A 17,788-nucleotide genomic window follows, 5' to 3' on the forward strand; every position below is an offset into this window, starting at 1 on the left:
CACATTCCAAGATGGCGAACGACATCTGGTCGGTCGCCGACCTGCTGCGCGGCGATTACAAGCGGCACGAGTACGGACAGGTAATCCTACCGTTCACGCTGCTGCGCCGCCTCGACGCGGTGATGGCCCCGACGCGTCAGGCGGTGTGGGACCGCGATGCCTCCCTCAACATCCAGAACAAGACCCGCATGCTGGAGGTCGCAGCGAAGCTGCCCTTCTACAACACCTCCAAGCAGGACTTCTCAACCATCGCCGGCGATCCGCAGACTGTCGCGAAGAATCTGCGCGACTACATCAACGGCTTCTCCTCCAACGTCCAGAGAATCCTGGAACGCTTCGACCTGGACAACGAGATCACCCGGCTCGCGGGCGCGAAGCTCCTTTATGAGGTTGTTGGCAGGTTCGCCAAGATGCGCGACCTCGACAAGCTCACCAACCACGACATGGGCTACGTCTTCGAGCACCTGATCCGCAAATTCGCCGAGGACTCCAACGAGACCGCCGGTGAGCACTTCACCCCGCGCGAAGTCATCAAGTTGATGGTCAATCTGCTGATCGCCCCGGACGCGGACACCATCGCCGCCGAGGGCCAGGTCATCAACATCCTCGACCCGGCCTGCGGCACTGGTGGCATGCTCACTGCGGCCGAGGACCACATCAAGTCGATCAATCCGAATGCCGAGGTCTTCCTCTTCGGACAAGAAATCAACGCCGAGTCCTGGGCGGTCTGCCAGTCGGACATGCTCATGCGCAACCAGCGCGGCCACATCCACTTCGGCAACTCTTTCAGCGACGACGGGAATCCGGACCGGAAGTTCGACTACATGCTGGCTAACCCGCCATTCGGTGTGGAGTGGAAGAAGGTCAAGGACGCGGTAGAGGACGAGGCCAAGATCGGCCACGCCGGCCGCTTCGGCGCGGGGACGCCGCGTATCAACGACGGCTCGTTCCTCTTCCTGCAGCACATGATCTCCAAGATGGAGGCTGTTGAGGGCAAGGGATCCCGGCTGGCGATCGTCTTCAACGGTTCGCCGCTTTTCACCGGCGCCGCCGAGTCCGGCGAGTCGAAGATCCGCCAGTGGATCCTAGAAAACGACTGGCTGGAGGGAATCGTCGCCGTTCCGGACCAGCTTTTCTACAACACTGGTATTTCCACATACTTCTGGATCCTCACCAACCGCAAGACCGAGAAGCTGCGTGGCAAGGTGATCCTGCTCGACGCCCGCGACCAGTGGCAAAAGTTGCGTAAGTCCCTGGGAGACAAGCGCAAGAAGATCACGGACGGACAGATCAAGCACATCACCGAGCTGTACGTCGACGCCATCAGGGTCGCGGAAAACCCCGGACACACGGACCACGCCAAGGTGAAGATCTTCAGCAACCGCGACTTCGGCTATCACCGCATCACCGTCGAGCGCCCACTCAAACTCCACTTCGAGATCACAGAGGACACTCTCGCCGCACTCGAAAACTCGAAAGCCCTGGCCAAGTGGGACGGCCGCAAGGCATTCACCGCAGCACTCAGGGAGCTGCTCGGCTCGGTCTGGTGGACGAAGCAGGAGGCCACCGACGCGATGCACGCGGCCGTCGCAGGAGCGGGGGCCTTGTGGCCAAGTGCGGCAGCTCTACAGAAGGGCGTGTGGGGTGCGGTCTCGGTATCCGACCCCGAGGGCGAGGTTCAGCAGGACAAGAAGGGCAACGTCCTACCTGACCCAGACTTGCGCGACTACGAGAACGTCCCGCTCGACGAGGATATCGATACCTATTTCACCCGCGAGGTCATCCCGCACGTCCCGGACGCCTGGATCGATTACGACAAGACCAAGGTCGGTTACGAGATCCCCTTCACACGGCACTTCTACGTGTACACCCCGCCGCGTCCGCTGGCGGAGATTGACGCAGAACTGCGCGAACTGGAGGCACAGATCCAGAAGCTTCTAGGGGAGGTGACGAAGTGAGTCACAAGCGCATTAAATTTCAGTGTCGAGTAATTGATCAGAGAGCCGGGAAAGATCAGCCTCCACTGATGGCGGTTTCGATCCATCACGGAGTGGTGCGACGCGACTCACTAACCGATGATCTCCCTCGCGCAGAAGACCTAAGTAACTACAAGCTATGCGAAACAGGCGACATTGTCCTAAACCGCATGCGCGCGTTTCAAGGCGCAATCGGGATCAGCTCTCAACGCGGAATTGTTAGCCCTGACTATCTGGTCCTCCGGCCAGGGCCAGATGTCGATGCTGGCTACCTACACCACTTGTTCCGCTCCGCATGGTTCGTTGGAGAGATGGTGTCTCGCCTCCGAGGGATCGGCAACACTGAAAACGGATCAGTGCGCACGCCGCGTATCAACTCTGAAGATCTCCTGGACATCGAAGTTCCCTTCCCCTCTCTGAACGAGCAGCGCCGCATCGCCGATTTCCTCGACGTTGAGACCACCAGGATCGATCAACTGATCAGCGATCAGTCACGCGTAATCTCGCTCCTAGATGAGCGGGTCAGTAGTCAAATTCTCGGAATCATTGGAGGAAGCAGGCTCGCAATTACAGGCGGAACTAATATTTCTCCGATCCGGAGGTTGCTGGTTAAGCTCAACCGGGCAACCATGGCCACCGACGAGGTCATCACCGCATTCCGAGACGGACAGGTTACGACTCGCAACGCGAGGCGCAATGAAGGCTACACACTCGCAACTAGCACTGAACCCCAGGGCCAGGGTGTGAAAGTTGGCGACATCGTCATCCATGGACTAGACGGTTTCGCCGGAGCTATCGGAGATTCCGAAGCTGTCGGAAACTGTAGCCCCGTCTATCATGTGTGCACCCCACTTGACGGTGGAAACCCTGCTTTCTACGGTCGTCTTCTTCGCGTATTGGCCGTCGAAGGATATCTTGGATTGTTCGCCTCGAGCACGAGGGAACGTGCAGTGGACTTCCGCAGTTGGGATCTCTTTGGGAATATTCCAGTACCCCGAGTGGATATCGCCGTACAGCATGAGATCGGGGAATCGGTAGTTAGCATTCGCCCACTCCGCGAAAGAGTCACCCGCTTCAACGAACGCTTGGCCGAGCGCCGTCAGGCCCTGATCACAGCAGCCGTCACGGGCCAAATCGACGTGACGACCGCACGCCCCCAGCTTCCGTCCGCAGGAGGTGTCTCCTCATGAGCGCGGGATCCCACACCGAGACTGCCTTCGAGAACCGGGTCGAGGCTGAGCTACTCGCACGCGGCTGGTGCCAGGCGCGGGGAACGTTCGATGCCGAACTCGCCATCGATGCAGACGAGATGTACCGGTTCATCGACGCAACGCAGGCTGAGAACTGGAACCGGCTCGTCGGCTTCTACGGGGACGACCGGACCGCCGCAAAAGGGCAGTTCACCCAACGCGTGGCCGCCGAGATCGACGCGCGGGGAGTCCTGGATGTGCTGCGCCAGGGCGTACGCGATCGTGGCGTACAGATCGACCTTGCGTACTTCCGACCCGGTCACACCCTGGCTGCCGACGCCCTGGCCGAGTACGACGCGAATATCCTTACCGTGGTACGGCAGTTGCACTACAGCGTGCGGCGTCCGAGCCATTCGCTGGACCTGGCGTTCTTCGTGAACGGACTGCCCGTGGCGAGCGCCGAGCTGAAGAACCCCAACACCGGCCAGAACGCCGACCATGCCATCGCGCAGTACCGCCGCCGGGACCCGAACGAGGTGTTCTTCGCCAAGAGGACACTGGTCCACTTCGCGGTCGACCCGGACCGGGCCTTCATCACCACGCGGCTACGGGGCGCAGAGACTCAGTTCCTGCCATTCAACATCGGCTCAAACGGGCCGGGGGTGTCAGGCGGGGCGGGGAACCCGCCGGCGCCGGACGGAGGCGTCGCTGTCGCCTACCTCTGGGAGCAGATCTGGCAGCGTGACAACTGGCTGGAGATCCTGCACCGCTTCCTGCACATCCAGTTGCCGGACAAGAAGGGTGTGCGGGCAAACCCGAACACCTCTCCGCGCATCTTCCCCCGCTACCACCAGTGGGACGCGGTCCAAAAGATGATCGCCCACGCCCGGGATCACGGTGCTGGACACAACTACCTCATCCAGCACTCGGCGGGCTCGGGCAAGTCGAACACGATCGCCTGGCTCGCGCACCGTCTGTCGAACCTTTACGACGCCGCCAACCAGCCCGTGTTCCACAAGATCATCGTGATCACAGATCGGGTCGTACTCGACCGCCAACTGCAGCGGACTATCTTCCAGTTCGACCACACTCCCGGTGTCGTCAAGAAGATCGATCAAGACTCCACTCAGTTGGCCTCGGCCCTCGACGACGCCACGTCGAAGATCGTCATCAGCACACTGCAGATGTACCCATATGTGCTGGGGAAGATCGCCGACATGGGCCTTCAGGGCAAGCGCTACGCGGTGGTCATCGACGAGGCGCATTCCTCGCAGGGTGGGGAGTCTGCGATCAAGCTCAAGAAGGCCCTCGGCGAGAACGCGGCCCCCCGCGAGGAGGACGAGGACGAGGTCGAGTACATGACGCGGGTGCGCGGCAGGCAACCGAACCTGTCGTACTTCGCGTTCACCGCCACGCCGAAGTCCCCAACGCTGAAGCTGTTCGGCGCCTTCGATCCGGACCGGGTTCATCCACGCACCGGCGAGAAGGGCATGTACGTGCCCTTCCATATCTACTCGATGCGGCAAGCGATCGAGGAGGGCTTCATCCTCGATGTCCTCGCGAACTACATCACCTACGACACCAAGTGGCGATTGCGGAACGAGGCGGTACAGAAGGCAGAGTCGGACGTCGCCAATCCAGAGGTGGACTCGTCCAAGGCAAAGCGCGAGCTGGTCCGCTACGCCGAGCAGCACCCCAAGTCCCTGGAGCAAAAGGCGAAGCTGATCGTCGACGACTTCCGGGAGAACATCGCCGGGCGGCTCGGCGGCCGAGCCAAGGCCATGGTCGTCACGCCCGACCGGCCACACGCGCTAGGCCTCTACCAGGCGATCCGCTCCTACGTTGAGCTGCGCGGGTACACAGACTGCGGCACGCTCGTCGCGTTCTCGGGGCCGCTCAAAGACGAATCCACCGGGTTGGAGTTCACCGAGGCTCAGCTCAATGGCTTCCCCGAAGCCCGGCTACCGGAGCGCTTCGCCTATACCAAGGCGGACGATCCGCAGGCCGTCGCTCGCAACCAGGAGGAGTACCGGCTTCTTGTGGTCGCGGAGAAGTACCAGACGGGGTTCGATCAGCCCCTGCTGTGCGCAATGTACGTTGACAAGCCGCTCCCTGGTGTCGCGGCGGTGCAGACGCTGTCCCGGCTCAACCGCATCCACCCTCTCAAGGCCCAGGAGGACGTACACGTCCTAGACTTCGTCAACACGGCGACCGAGATAAAGGAGGCCTTCGCGGACTGGTTCGAGGCCACCATCAGTGAGCCGACCGACCCGAACCTGCTGTACACCAAGCAGCGCGAGGTGATGACGTACGAGCTGCTGGTCGCCTCCGAAATGGAGGCGTTCATCCGAGTTCTGGCTGTAGCCGGACCCGACCGGATGACGGACGCAGCCGAACGCAGGCTCCATGCCCAGCTGCACGAGTACCTCAAGCCCGCGCTCGATCGCTTCGCAGATCTGGCGACCGACGAGCAGGAGGGCTTCCGCACCGCGCTGCGAGACTATGTACGCGCCTATAGCCTCATCGCGCAAATCGTCGACTGGGGCGACCGCGACCTGGAGCGCCTGTACCAGTACGGCCGCATCCTGCTGCTCCGGCTCCCGGGCCGACCGTCAACGTCGGTCGACATAGGCGACGCTGACCTGAGCCACTTCCGTCTCGAATACACCGGGCGTCACAACGTCTCGCTGTCCCCCGTAGGGGACCGCGACGTACGCGGCCACGCAGCGGACGGAGGGGGTTACCGAGAGCCTGAAGTCAAGCCGCTGTCGGAGGTGATCGAGGAGCTGAACGAGCGGTTCGGACTGGGCCTGGGCACATCCGACCAGATCCTTGTCTACCAGCAGGTCGTTGGGCTGGTAGAGGACACGGGAATGCAGCAGATTGCGCTCATGAACGACGAGAACCGATTCGGCCAGGTTGCCGACGACCGGCTCGACGACATCGTCGCGGAGAATGCGGAGCGCAACACCGACTTCATGAAGCTGTATTTCGACAACAACGAATTCCGGAAAGCAATCAAGGAGGCGGCCCGAAAGCGCGCGTACCGGATCATCACCGAGCCCGCGCGGGACGAGGCGCTCGCGCGGCTGCGAGCCGAAATGCGTCGAGAAACCGGCGATCAAGCGATACAGCGATGAGCAACCGAGGCAGCACGGTCCGCAGCCGCATAGATCATGTGTTAGTAGCACTGGGCGAGGGTGGTGGAAGGTGAAGGACGAGACGGCACAGTCCCCTGGGAGACGGCTCCTCGCGGGGCGCTACCGCGTGGACGGTGTGCTCGGACGCGGTGGCATGAGCGAGGTCTTCCACGGCTATGACGAGCGTCTGGACCGAAGCATCGCGATCAAACTCCTGCGGCCGCCATCAGGGTCGGTTCCGGACACGCCGGACAGTCCGGAGGCCGCGGATCTCCTCGACCAGATCGAGCGAGACCGCAAGCGTTTCCTGCGGGAGATCCGCACCACCGCCCAGCTGGAACACCCGGGCATCCCCGCGGTCTACGACACGGGCGTCGAAACCGGCGACGATGGCAGCACACAGTTGTGGCTGGTCATGCAGCTGCTGCGCGGGTCGACCCTGGAAACCCTCCTCAACCGCAGGGACTACACCGCTGCGCCACCAAGCGTGGCATGGGCCGCGTCCATCGCCGCGCAAATCGCCGCAGTCCTGGTCGGCGTGCACCAAGTCGACATCGTCCACCGCGACATCAAGCCAGCCAACATGATTGTCATCGACGGCGGTCTGGTGAAGGTCCTCGACTTCGGCATCGCGATCCTTCGCGGCGCAGGTGCCCTGCCGCGGTTGACTCAGGTCGACAAGACCGTCGGCACTCCGCCGTACATGTCGCCCGAGCAATGCCTCGGCCAGCCGGTGACCGCCGCGTCAGACATCTACTCCCTCGGCTGCCTCCTGTGCGAACTGCTCACGGGGGACGTGCCGTTCTTCGCGACTTCCGCCATGCCGCTGCGCGCCCACCACCTGAAGACACCCGCCCCATCGATACTGATGCGCCGCGCCGATATTCCGACGGCACTCGACAGCCTCGTGACGTCAATGCTGGCAAAGGACCCGGATAAGCGGCCTCAGGCAGAGGCCGTATATGAGGCGCTCCTTCCTCACGCAGGTGCATCGACCGGAGCACCTACAACTGGCGACGACAGTCGCGACCCGACCCGCCCGTTCCGTCGGCCTCTCCTGGCCGCGACCAGGCCACGGGAGCAGGACACACACCAGGCCCGGTTGACGGACGCCGAAGCGGCAGCCCTGCAGGCGAATGTGCAGGCGCTTCTGGACAGCGACCAACCGTCTCAAGCGATCCGCCTCCTCGAAGCGGGCGTCACCCGCGCTGCACATGACCCCTACCTGGAGCTGCGCCTGCGCCACTTCCTGGCCGCCGCACAGTTCTACGCCGGCGAATACACCCACGCCGCCAGCCTCTTCGACGTCGTCGGCCGCGACTACCGCAAACACCTGCAGCCGAGCGACCCCATCGTCCTAGACTGCGCCTACCACGCAGGCCACGCGTACGCCGAGATCGGGAAACCGGACATGGCGCTTCCGCAGCTGCGCTTTTTCGTGCAGAACGCCCACCCCTCGGCTGACGACGACACAGCGGACCAGATCCGCGAATCTCGCTTCGTCATCGCCCAGATGCTGGCGGCGTCCGGCTACCTGGGGGAGTCGCTCGTGGAACTCGAAGCCGTCCGTATCCTCCTGGTCGACGCTTATGGAGCCGACTCGATTCAGGTACGGAACCTTGACAAGCAGATCGCCCGGCTCAGATCCGCCATCTGATCCACACGATGGGGCGGTCGGCAGCGGGACGCGGGATGCTCCTGCCCGTAGGACGGTGACGTGCTGTCGATGCGGCCGACGGTCGCAGCGTCCTACGCCTTTCTGCCCCCGCCCCGCAGGGATGACAGGACCAGGCGCCCGTACCGTGTGGTGAGGGCTGCGGCGGTGGCGGCGACCGACAGGGCGAGCGCGATGAGCAGGTGCGCCGTGGAGTTGTCATCGAGAACCTGCAGGATGCTGAGGGCGGTTCCGAGTGGCAGGCCGAGAATGGTGAGTACGCCCAAGGCGCCGCTGATCTGCTGGCTCTCCTGGGTCTGTACGAGCCTGCTGTAGTCGGCTGCTTCAGCCAGGATTTCGGCGAAACGTGCGGGCAGCCGGTGTTGGTTCTGGAAGGCGAGCAGCAGATCGTTCGCCGCTCCGTGTGCGGTGAGGTGCTGGCGCCAGTAGGTGCTTCGGAAAACGGCGATGTTCCGCTCCAGCGTGGCGACGCGGCGGGCGAGCCGTGAGGAGTTGAACACTTCGGAGAGTTCGTCGGTGAGCTCGTCGATGTGATCGCGCTGGAGCGAGCCGAGGAGCAGGGCGTCGAGATAGACGGTACGCGAGTGCAGCGCGCCGAACTCGAAGAAGTCGCCGGCCCCGGTGTCGGGCCGGTGGCCGAGGAAGGCGGCCCCTTGACGTAGCACCAGGGCGCTCCAGTCCGCAGAGATCCTTACGGCGTCCTTGAGCTGTTCGGCGGCGGTCTCCGGGGGCAAGGGGAAGTCCTCCGGTGTGGAGCGCGAGGCCAGCTGCCACAGCCAGTGGTCCGCGGTGGCGGGCAGCGCCGCTTCGCCGCCGGTGCGGAGGGCAGGGGTGTGCCGCTCCGTGGGGGTTATGAAGGCGATGGTGTAGGGCCTCGCTATGGCGAACGGCTGGTCGGGGTCGCGGACGTCGGCGATGCCGGCGAGGAGCCCGGCCGGGTCGAAGGGCCCGGTGAGGGGATCGTCGGCGGAGTTCGGCCGCCGCCCGGCCAGGGCCCGCAGTATGGGCAACAGCGGTCTTTCCACGCTCAAGTGCAGGACGACAAGGGCGTGTTCGGGATTGCGGGCGGTGGCCGCCCGGAGAAGTTCCATGCCCAGCAGGTGCAGCCCGTCGTTCTTGACGTCCAGCGGCAGGTACCAGCGACAGGGCCGTCCCGGCGCCCCGTACAGCGCACGGGCGGAGGCGGGGGCGAAGTAGGTGGACCGGGTCTGAGCGTCGGTGCGGCGGCTGCCCAGCTCGAACGGGAAGGGACCTTCGGGCCAGTCGGGGAGGCGTTTGAGCCGCACAGGCAGGACGACGGTCAGCTCCTGGCGTGCCCCTGTGACCTCCTCAAGCAGCGGAACCCCGTAGGTGGTCATCGGTAGTACTCGGCTGGGTCGGGCTGGTTGAGGCGGATGACGAACTCCGCCCGGTCGGGGCTTTCGGCGTTGATGTGGAAGCGGACGTGTTCGCCTGTGCGGATGGTGCGGAAGCCCTCGGTCACGATCTGGCGGTAGTCGAAGCTGTAGTACCGCTCGTCCTCGTCGTCCTGGACGACGTAGGTGCCGAGCGCACCGCTCAGTCCTCCGCCGCTCGGACGCCTGTCGACAATGGTTCCGTGGCGCGGTCCGCCACCGCTCATGCCGTCGCCTCCTCTGCCCCGGACGTGTGGATGTCCTGCACGCATCGGAAGCCGACCGCGTTGCTTCCGCCGCGCTTGCGGTAGATGCCCTTGCTGCTGGTCTGCACCGCACGCATCGGGTTGTCGTAGCTGCCGCCGCAGATGACGGCCTCGTCGGCGTCGTCCAGGCTGGTGGAGGTCCATTCCCAGCAGTTGCCCACCATGTCGAGGACACCGAACGGGGAGCGGTTGCCGGGCCGTTCGTCGACGGGTGTCGCCCCGGCCCGCCGGACGGCGTCGCCCGCGAAGTCCCGGTACCACGCCTGATACGTCACGACAGGCCGGCCGACCCATGTGTCGGCGCAGTTGATACGGGTGCCGTCCGGTGTGTCGCCCCAAGGGAAAAGACGTCCATCAGTGCCTCGCGCGGCGGCCTCCCACTCCAGGGAAGTCGGCAGGCGTTTGCCCTCGAACGCGGCGAACGCGTAGGCGCTCCACCAGCTGACGAAGATGGCAGGGTGGGCGTCGTAGCGGGGGTTCTCGTAGTAGTCGGGGCGCCGCAGCCGGTCGGTCCAGGGGCGGTGTGTGACGTAGCCGGGCTGGTCGGGGTGGTCCCACGGTGAGGTGCCGTCCGCGTCGAGGGCGTCGAGGAAGCGGCGGTAGCGGGCAACGGTCACGGCATGGCGGTCGAAGCGCACGGGGCGCTCGACGCGGCGGATCAGCAGCCGTTCGGCCGGACCGACCAGGTACGCCCCGGCCGGCAGCACGCCGTCGTCCGTCTCCGGACTGCCGGGTATGCCGGCGAGGAATGCGCGCACCTGCTCGGTGAGGAAGGCCCCGCCGGGAAGATCGGCTACCAGGTTCCGGTTCGCCGGCTCGGCCAGAAATCTGGCGGCCATTAGTTCCTGGTATGCCGTGTGCACGAAGGCGACGTGATCGGGCCCGGCGGGCCGCAGCAGCGGAGCGAGGACACAGGCGTCGAGATCGAGGCGTCCGTCCTTGAAGGCGTTGGCCCCCAGCTGCCGGTGGACGTCGACGAGGGAGAACACGGTGCGGTCGGTGAGGAAGGCGTATCCGAACGCGGCGGGCAGTCGAGGCTCCAGGTCGGGCTGCCCACGCTCGGCCAGCGTCCGCGAGATATGAGCGCCCAGGATGTCCGCGAGGGGCCTTCCCGTGGGAAGGTTCAGCGCCGTGGTGAGGCGCTTCTCCAGGGGGGTTGCCTCGGGTTCGGCCAGGCGTACGACGTGGAAGTGCGGTACCCGGGACGGGTCGACGCCGTTGGCGTACATCTGCTCGACCAGTTGCTCGGAGCGGCCCGCGCCGCTGTCCAGCAGCTGACGTACCTGGGGCGAGTCCGCGAGGAAGGAGACCCGTGAGCTGATGACCACCGCCGATTCGGCGGACAGCACGGCCGCGAGATCGGTGAAGAGCCGCAGGAAACCAGCAGCGCTGGGTTCATCGACGCCCTCGTCGACGGCATCAAGCACGCACAGCGCGGTCCCGGAACGGATGAGGTAGAGGAAGAGTTCGTACGCGCGCGAGCGGTCCGATGCCATGGCCGGCGCAAGGAGGCGGGCCGCGTACTCGGAGAACGGTTCGTCCTTCGGTTTGAGACCGAGGTCGAAGTAGAAGCGGAAGCGGCGGATCTCCGGGTTGGCAGCCAGCGAGCGCAGGAGTGTGCTCTTGCCGCTCCCCGGACGACCGGTGACCAGGACGTTCGCACTGCCGCGTGCCAGGCGCGTCAGGAGCTCCCCCGCGTCGCCGGACTGCTCCATCGTCGACTCGCCGGTGCGCGGGTCGATGGTCAGCGCCGCCGCAGGGACAGCGGCCCGCGGTTCCTCCTGGGCGGGGGAGGTGAGATCGGCGAGGTGGGTGTCGAGATTGACGATGGTGTCGACGAAGCCGTCGTAGCGCACGATCCGGAAGTCCACACCCAGCATGGAATGCAGGGCGCCGGGTGCCGTACCGCCGTCGTCGTCCAGGACGACGAACCGGGTGAGCTTGGGCAGCCGGGTGCGCAACAGCTCCCCACCGCTGGCCGCGAGCACGGTACTCAGGTCGTCGGCGTCGCGGGAGAGCATCAGCTCCACGTACTCCAGCCGCATCCCCGACTCGCGGCAGAACAGCTGGTACACGGTGTCCGGGCTGAGGACGAACCGTTGGCCTGCCGGTAGCCGAGGGTGACGTACAGCCCGGCGAGGAAGTCGCAGCGGCGCGCCACCTCGGGCGCCACGTCGGGCTCACCGCCGAGCAGGGCCGCACTCCCGGTGTCGGTGAACCAGACCAGCACGTCGACGAGCCTGCGGACCGCCAGCAGCCCGTCCTCGTCACTGATGTCGTACCCGTCGTGCGTGGACCGGTTGCGCAGCCGCCGAATGTCGTCGAGCGCATCCAGAACCGTGCTGCTGCGGATGTACGGACGGCAGCGCTTGACCAGGTCGTTCAGGGCCTTCGTCGAAGGGTCACCCTCGACGCCGTGATGGCGCCACAGCTCCTTGAGCAGCTTCTCGGTCAGCTTCCCGACCAGGGCCACCGCGTTCTCGGGATAGCCGTCATTGAGGGACCGTAACGGCCGCTCCAGATCAAGCCCCAGCCGATCGGCGATCCGCGAGTGGTCATCGAGTTCACTCCGCAGGCGCCGCAGCCGTTCATCGACCATGGTGCTCACGCCGACTCCTCACCTCGCCGGCCGAGGACGAACGCGAACCGGTCCGGAAACACCAGCACAGGCTCCGGATGAGCGACCCGCATCTCCTCGATCCCCTTCTCGATCTCGCTGTCGCTGAACGTGGAGAGCAGGGACATGTAGCGGGCACGCACCATGCCGAAGTACTTGTCCCGGTCGATGCGCAGCTCATGCTCGACATGACTGAGACCGGCCTCCAGCCCAGCAGCTCGCAGGTGACCCTCGACAACGGCCGGGTCCGGCTGCAGCTCCTCGAAGCGCGCGAGGGCCGCCTCGAACAGCGGGTACTGGATGGTGGCCGGGAGCATCACCACCAGCAGCCGGCCCCCGGGCGCCAGCCGATCGGCCAGGCCGCGCAGCGTGCGCGCCGGATCGGCCACGTGGTGCACCGACTCCTTCAGCCACATCGCATCGAGCTGGTCGTACGGCAGACGCGTACGTCCTTCCGCGATGTCCTCGGCAGAAGCAGCGACCGGTGTCAGGCCGACCGGAGGCGGCGTCCCGAGCTGACCGAGCATCGCCTCGGAAGGATCGACGCACAAAATGGGATGGCGAGGCTGGAGCTGCTGGGCCACTTCCCTGGCGAACAGACCCGTACCGGAGCCGATGTCAGCGATACGGTCCATAGAGCCGAGCCGCAGAGCATCCGCGATCCGGCTGGACATCCAGGGAACGTAGTCCGGACCGTAGACCCAGTGCTCGTCGTACTCGGCTGCCAACCCCTCGTAGTGCCCACGCACGTCGCGCCCTTCCACGATCCCCCTCGTGTGCCGCCGGTTGTGCCGTACAGGGCAGAGGACAGGTTTATCGCGGGTACTTGATCTACAACAGGCTGTAACTGGACGGTGATTGCGGAGGACGGCGGGTATTCGCATCACGGAACCTGCGACAGAGGGGGACGGCGATGTCCTCGACTGGGAGGCAGGCCGCGCCTCTTGTCCTGCTGATCGGTTCTTCGCGCACCGGTGCGGTGGCTCTCGTCTCAACCCGGATGTGATCCCAGGCCGGTACACGCTTTTCGGCCACCGGTGACGGTGACAACCAGAGCGACTGTCACGAATTCGTGACGTTCAGTTGTGACCGACTGCACCCGACTTGCCCACTTGTGCACTTACTTGCAGACGCAAAGGGAGCGTACGGAATGTCAGTGCCCGTAGCTAGAGTGATACCTGACGCTTTGGCTAACGGGGAGGACGCTATGGCGGACGATGGGGCGATCGACGCACCTGTGGCGGACCCAGCCGCATGGGCGGAGGGCCTTTTTGGGGGACCAGTAGCACGGGCGGCCGCAGACGTGTTCGGCGTCGGGTCAGGCCTCCAGGCAACCGTTTCGGCTGTCGGGGACGTCATCACCGAGCTGCAGTCGTTCACGAAGTTCCGCGACCGCATCGACGCCCTCCTGCGTGACCTGCGGGAAGGACCCGCAGGCCCCAAGCAGGTGGGGCAGGACGTGATGGCGCGGGCCAAATTCGGGGGCGGAGCCGGCGGTTGGGCCGAGGCGGGCAACGTCTTCGCCTCGTACGAGACGGTGATCTCGGAGCTGGAGAAGCTTTCGAAGCTTCTCACCGAGTCCATCGAGGGCTTGAGTATCGCGGTCCTGGCCTCGCACAAGGGTTACGAGAACGTGGATGCGGACGTCAGCCAGCGCATGCTGGCGATCAGCAAGGACACGACCGAACACTACGGGGGAAGCTACGAGCCGAAGGTTCCGGGTGCGCCGGGTGGGGAGACCACGAAGCCGGGCGGCACCTCGGGAAGTGGCGACACGTCCGGCGCGTCGGGCTTCTGATGACGGCTGGTTGCGCATCACGGGGATACACACGGGGATAGCGGGGAGACGAGATGGGCGACAAGGGCAAGGGCGGCGGCAAGACATCGTTCGAGAGCATGAGCCACGAGGCCATGCTCGACTGGCTGGATCAGGCCGACGCCGCCGCGGTCGTCGCCGCTGCGGCCAAGCTAAAGAAGGTCGCCGCAGAGGTCCAGAAAGCCGGTGAGGAGCTGAAGACACGCCCCCAGTGGGTGAGTTGGAAGGGCGAGGGCGCCGACGAGTTCCGCAGCTGGAGCGGGGACCTGGCGAACGCCACGTTGAGACTGGCGGAATACAGCGCGGGCGCGGCGAAGTGGCTCGACCAGGCCGCTGGCACGATCGCGAACGTCCAGGCGTCCATTCCCCGGGACACGAAGTACGGCCAGTCCATCCTGAGCACGGCGCAGACGAACCTCGAAGCAGCGAAAGCCGCGCCCAAGGACCCCGACTCGGCCTCCGTCACCCGTGACTCCACCCGGGACATCCAGGCGATCCTGGGCCAGCGAGAAGCGGACCGGCAAGAGGCCGCTCAGCAGATGAGGAAGCTCGGGGAGTCCTACACGCTGTCTGCGCAGCAGATGGACTCGTTGGAGAAGCCGAAGTTTCCGCCGCCGCCCAAGGCTGTGTTGCCGCCGAGGCCGATCGATTCACGTGAGGGTCGTGAACGATCGGGTGGTGCCAATGGCGCAGGCGCAACCGGCACCGCCGGATCGGTTACGGCTGGTGGAGGTGCCAATGGCTCGGTCAGCCAAGGCAACGGCACCAGTGGTTCGGCTGACGCTCTGGAGACCTCCGGCGCTGGTCCGGGAGCCCCTGCCGGCGGAGCTGTGCGTCCGCAGCCGCCCGCGGTGGAGATCGACAGCGTGGCTACCTTGCCCGAGGCGCCGACTGCACCGTCGGGGCCGACGAGTGGCCCGCCGATGGCGGGGGGACGGCCTGAGGGAACTGCGACGATGCCTCCCGGAGTGGTACCCCCTGTGGCTGGAGGCGCCCCAAAGCCGACCAATCCTTCGGCAGGGACAGGCCGTCCTTCTCCTGGACTCCGGCCCCCGGTAGCCCCTGGGCAGACTCCGATGGGCACCGGACCTTCCGCCCAGCGGCCCACCGCAGGAGGAGGGATCACGGGCGGTAGGCCCGTGTCTCCGTCTCCGGGACGGGCCACCGGTGGTATCCCTCGGGGCACTGTGATCGGCGGTGAGGGCGTGTACGGCCGTGGCCCAGCGGGCCAGCCCGTTGCCACGGGAAGGCCTGGGGCCGTCCAGGGCGGAACGGGGAGTGGCCGGCGCATCGCAGGACAGCCCGAGGGCATTGTTGGCGGTCGCCCGCAGGGGCTGGGAGGCGCGAATGCCCGCCCCATCAGTGCCGGCGGCTCCACCACGGCGCGTGGCACGGCTCCCTCTGCACCAGGCCGTGGTACGGGTGGTCGTCGCTTCGCCTCGGAAACCGGCGGCATCGTCGGCGGCCGTCCCCAGCAGACTGGGACGGGGAGTGCACGCCCCTTCACCCCAGGCGGCTCAGGAGCGGTACACGGTGTTTCGGGCGGCAGCGGGCGCCCAGCGGGCCCTGCAGCTCAAGGCGGCACGCGCGGCGGGCCCTCGGCCTCAGGCCCGGTGCGCCGGGCTGGTGAGCCGCAGCACGGTGCCGGACCGGTTGGGCGTAGCGGACCCGTGGTGCCGCCGGGCTCTCGCCCGGGGGAGTCTCGTCCTGAGGATCGCCGAGGCCAGCGCCCCGACTACCTCACTGAAGACGAAGAGACCTGGCAGCAGGGCGTACGTCGCGCGACACCGCCCGTCGTGGACTGAACTCGTTAGGACCGCAAGGAATGCCGATGCCCACCAGCAACATGCAGCGTGTCGCTCACAGGACCCTGCTGCCGGGAGTACTGGCAGCCATGCTGGTGGGCATCGCCACCACGCCGTCCCATGCGGAGTCCGTCCGTTCCCAGCAATGGCACCTGACCGCCATGCAGGCGGAAGAGATGTGGAAGACCGCCAGGGGCGAGGGCATCACTGTCGCAGTCATCGACAGTGGGGTCGACGACACGAACCCCGACCTCCGCGGCCAGGTGCTGGAGGGGAAGGACTTCGCGCCAGACGCCCCGGGCGATCAGCACACTGACGTCAGCGGCCATGGCACGGGCATGGCGGGACTGATTGCCGGAACCGGCGAGAGCGGAGGAGGCGACGGTGCCTTCGGCCTCGCCCCTGGTGCGAAAATCCTGCCCATTCGGGTACCCCTGAACGCCACCGTATTCGCCAAAGCGATCAGGTACGCCGCCGATGCAGGAGCCAAGGTCATCAACATTTCCATGGCGGTGGGCGGCGGCGCCCCATTGGAGGAAGAGAGTGAGGCTGTGAAGTACGCCCAGGACAAGGGAGCTTTGATCTTCGCGGGCGTCGGCAACGACGGAGACTCCACTCTCGTAACCCCCGCCGCCACTCCAGGCGTCGTCGGAGTTGGAGCGGTCGGCAAAGATCTCCGCAAGACCGCCGAGTCACAGTACGGCCCCCAAGTAGACCTGGCGGCACCGGGCGCCGACATGGTGGCCGCATGCACCACCGAGACGGGCCTGTGCACCTCACATGGCACGAGCGACGCCACCGCAATCACCTCCGCCAGCGCAGCCCTCATCTGGTCTCACCACCCTGACTGGACCAACAACCAGGTCCTCAGGGTCATGCTCAACACCGCAGCCGGCCCCACAAGCGGCGCCAAGCGCAACGACTACATCGGCTATGGAGTTGTGCGTCCCCGGATCGCCCTGAAGACCCCAGGCGATCCCGGTGCAGCCGACGAATACCCGCTCCCCGACCTGGCCGCCGCGGAGCCCAAGTCGCCATCTCCGAAGGCCTCCGAGTCCGCTGGGACCAAGAACGAAAACGGGCAGTCCGCCGCCGTCCCTGCACGCGATGATGACAGCGACACGGCTCTCTGGATCACGCTGGGCGTAGGTGCTGCCGCTCTGCTGGGCGCTGCCATCGCCATCCCTGTAGTGCGTGCCCGGCGCCGCAACACGACGTTCCTCGGGCAGTAGTACAGATCCGGTCCACGCTGATGGCCTCAGCACACCAACCCACGCGACCAGCAGAGTTGAAATTGGCATACGGTCTAACTGAGTACAGGTACTCAGACGCGTTCACGGCAGATACGGATGGGGCACGTGATGCCGTGGCGCTACCGTACTTCTCGACTCCGCAGCGCTGCGGTCGCACGCTCACAACGGTTCGGCGGCATACAACAACACGGGGAGGGACCACGCATGGCGTGGGAGGAGTGGGAGCAGCTCAAGGCCGCGGCGGCCGAACGGCATTCCACACAAATGCAGCTCAACCAACTGCCGGTAGATCCGGGAGGAGGCGGCGGGACGCAAGGCGACCTTGTGGTGGGGCATGCAGATCTTGAGGCCGTGGGCAAGGCCGCCCACGCCCTGTTCGAGGACTTCACGACCTACAGCGGGCACGCGCGCGTGGCCTCCACGGCTGCTGCGGGCGGGCTCAAGGGCGAGGGCTTCGCTCTGGGGGCAGCCCTGGCCCATGTGACGGAACGCTGGAGCGAGCAGTCGAAGACCCTGCTAGACGCCTGCGCCCACATCTCCAACCACCTGCGCTACACCAAGAACCTGCACGCGGCCGGCGACTCGTACATCGCCGGGACCATCAGCAGCATCGCCACGCTCGACAAGGGCTTCGACGAGCGAAAGGGCCACTGACG

Annotated in this window: 12 protein-coding genes; 7 read left to right on the top strand and 5 right to left on the bottom strand. The window is 65.7% G+C overall.

Annotation, left to right across the window (positions count from 1 at the left end; genetic code table 11):
- Positions 1-11: 11 nt before the first annotated feature.
- The 4 genes from AB5J49_RS13805 to AB5J49_RS13820 all read left to right on the top strand — a co-directional run bounded on the left by AB5J49_RS13805 (position 12) and on the right by AB5J49_RS13820 (position 7,963).
- Entirely contained in the window at positions 12-1,958 is a 1,947-nt protein-coding gene (locus tag AB5J49_RS13805) for an N-6 DNA methylase (RefSeq protein WP_369168923.1), read from the top strand.
- Positions 1,955-3,166 carry a restriction endonuclease subunit S gene (locus tag AB5J49_RS13810; RefSeq protein ID WP_369168924.1) on the top strand — a complete coding sequence of 404 codons (1,212 nt, stop codon included), beginning with the start codon at positions 1,955-1,957 and terminating at the stop codon, positions 3,164-3,166. Before AB5J49_RS13805 ends, AB5J49_RS13810 begins: the two co-directional genes overlap by 4 nt.
- Positions 3,163-6,306: a type I restriction endonuclease subunit R gene (locus tag AB5J49_RS13815; protein WP_369168925.1), complete on the top strand. Its 3,144-nt coding sequence runs from the start codon at positions 3,163-3,165 to the stop codon at positions 6,304-6,306. The genes AB5J49_RS13810 and AB5J49_RS13815 overlap by 4 nt, the downstream gene beginning before the upstream one ends.
- Positions 6,307-6,376: 70 nt before the next feature.
- Positions 6,377-7,963 carry a protein kinase gene (locus tag AB5J49_RS13820; protein ID WP_369168926.1) on the top strand — a complete coding sequence of 529 codons (1,587 nt, stop codon included), beginning with the start codon at positions 6,377-6,379 and terminating at the stop codon, positions 7,961-7,963.
- 92 nt (positions 7,964-8,055) lie between these two features.
- Here AB5J49_RS13820 and AB5J49_RS13825 read toward each other — a convergent pair whose 3' ends face one another.
- Genes AB5J49_RS13825 through AB5J49_RS13845 form a run of 5 tightly spaced genes read right to left on the bottom strand, consistent with a single transcriptional unit; the run spans position 8,056 to position 13,022 of the window.
- Positions 8,056-9,339, bottom strand: a complete 1,284-nt coding sequence (locus AB5J49_RS13825) for a hypothetical protein (RefSeq protein WP_369168927.1) — start codon at positions 9,337-9,339, stop codon at positions 8,056-8,058.
- Positions 9,336-9,602 (bottom strand): hypothetical protein, encoded by a 267-nt coding sequence (locus AB5J49_RS13830; protein ID WP_369168928.1) that lies wholly within the window; start codon positions 9,600-9,602, stop codon positions 9,336-9,338. The genes AB5J49_RS13825 and AB5J49_RS13830 overlap by 4 nt, the downstream gene beginning before the upstream one ends.
- On the bottom strand, positions 9,599-11,716 hold the full coding sequence (locus AB5J49_RS13835) for an SUMF1/EgtB/PvdO family nonheme iron enzyme (RefSeq protein WP_369168929.1): 2,118 nt from the start codon (positions 11,714-11,716) through the stop codon (positions 9,599-9,601). Before AB5J49_RS13835 ends, AB5J49_RS13830 begins: the two co-directional genes overlap by 4 nt.
- A complete protein-coding gene (locus AB5J49_RS13840; protein WP_369168930.1) occupies positions 11,662-12,249 on the bottom strand; it encodes a hypothetical protein in 588 nt (195 codons plus the stop codon). Before AB5J49_RS13840 ends, AB5J49_RS13835 begins: the two co-directional genes overlap by 55 nt.
- Complete coding sequence (locus tag AB5J49_RS13845) at positions 12,246-13,022, bottom strand: class I SAM-dependent methyltransferase (protein WP_369168931.1); 777 nt, start codon at positions 13,020-13,022, stop codon at positions 12,246-12,248. The genes AB5J49_RS13840 and AB5J49_RS13845 overlap by 4 nt, the downstream gene beginning before the upstream one ends.
- A gap of 386 nt (positions 13,023-13,408) precedes the next feature.
- Here AB5J49_RS13845 and AB5J49_RS13850 point away from each other — a divergent pair, with 386 nt between their 5' ends.
- The 3 genes from AB5J49_RS13850 to AB5J49_RS13860 all read left to right on the top strand — a co-directional run bounded on the left by AB5J49_RS13850 (position 13,409) and on the right by AB5J49_RS13860 (position 17,786).
- Entirely contained in the window at positions 13,409-14,056 is a 648-nt protein-coding gene (locus AB5J49_RS13850) for a hypothetical protein (RefSeq protein WP_369168932.1), read from the top strand.
- 1,849 nt (positions 14,057-15,905) lie between these two features.
- On the top strand, positions 15,906-17,111 hold the full coding sequence (mycP, locus tag AB5J49_RS13855) for a type VII secretion-associated serine protease mycosin (RefSeq protein ID WP_369168933.1): 1,206 nt from the start codon (positions 15,906-15,908) through the stop codon (positions 17,109-17,111).
- Positions 17,112-17,336: 225 nt separating this feature from the next.
- Complete coding sequence (locus AB5J49_RS13860; RefSeq protein ID WP_369168934.1) at positions 17,337-17,786, top strand: hypothetical protein; 450 nt, start codon at positions 17,337-17,339, stop codon at positions 17,784-17,786.
- The last annotated feature ends 2 nt before the right edge of the window (positions 17,787-17,788 follow it).

This window comes from Streptomyces sp. R28 (assembly GCF_041052385.1).
Taxonomy (GTDB): domain Bacteria; phylum Actinomycetota; class Actinomycetes; order Streptomycetales; family Streptomycetaceae; genus Streptomyces.

What these genes read in the sequence shown, in the direction of transcription:
- AB5J49_RS13830 (WP_369168928.1), bottom strand. Translation starts at nt 9,602, where the DNA reads ATGAGCGGTGGCGGACCGCGCCACGGAACCATTGTCGACAGGCGTCCG.
- AB5J49_RS13860 (WP_369168934.1), top strand. Translation starts at nt 17,337, where the DNA reads ATGGCGTGGGAGGAGTGGGAGCAGCTCAAGGCCGCGGCGGCCGAACGG.
- AB5J49_RS13825 (WP_369168927.1), bottom strand. Translation starts at nt 9,339, where the DNA reads ATGACCACCTACGGGGTTCCGCTGCTTGAGGAGGTCACAGGGGCACGC.
- AB5J49_RS13815 (WP_369168925.1), top strand. Translation starts at nt 3,163, where the DNA reads ATGAGCGCGGGATCCCACACCGAGACTGCCTTCGAGAACCGGGTCGAG.
- AB5J49_RS13850 (WP_369168932.1), top strand. Translation starts at nt 13,409, where the DNA reads ATGTCAGTGCCCGTAGCTAGAGTGATACCTGACGCTTTGGCTAACGGG.
- mycP (WP_369168933.1), top strand. Translation starts at nt 15,906, where the DNA reads ATGCCCACCAGCAACATGCAGCGTGTCGCTCACAGGACCCTGCTGCCG.
- AB5J49_RS13805 (WP_369168923.1), top strand. Translation starts at nt 12, where the DNA reads ATGGCGAACGACATCTGGTCGGTCGCCGACCTGCTGCGCGGCGATTAC.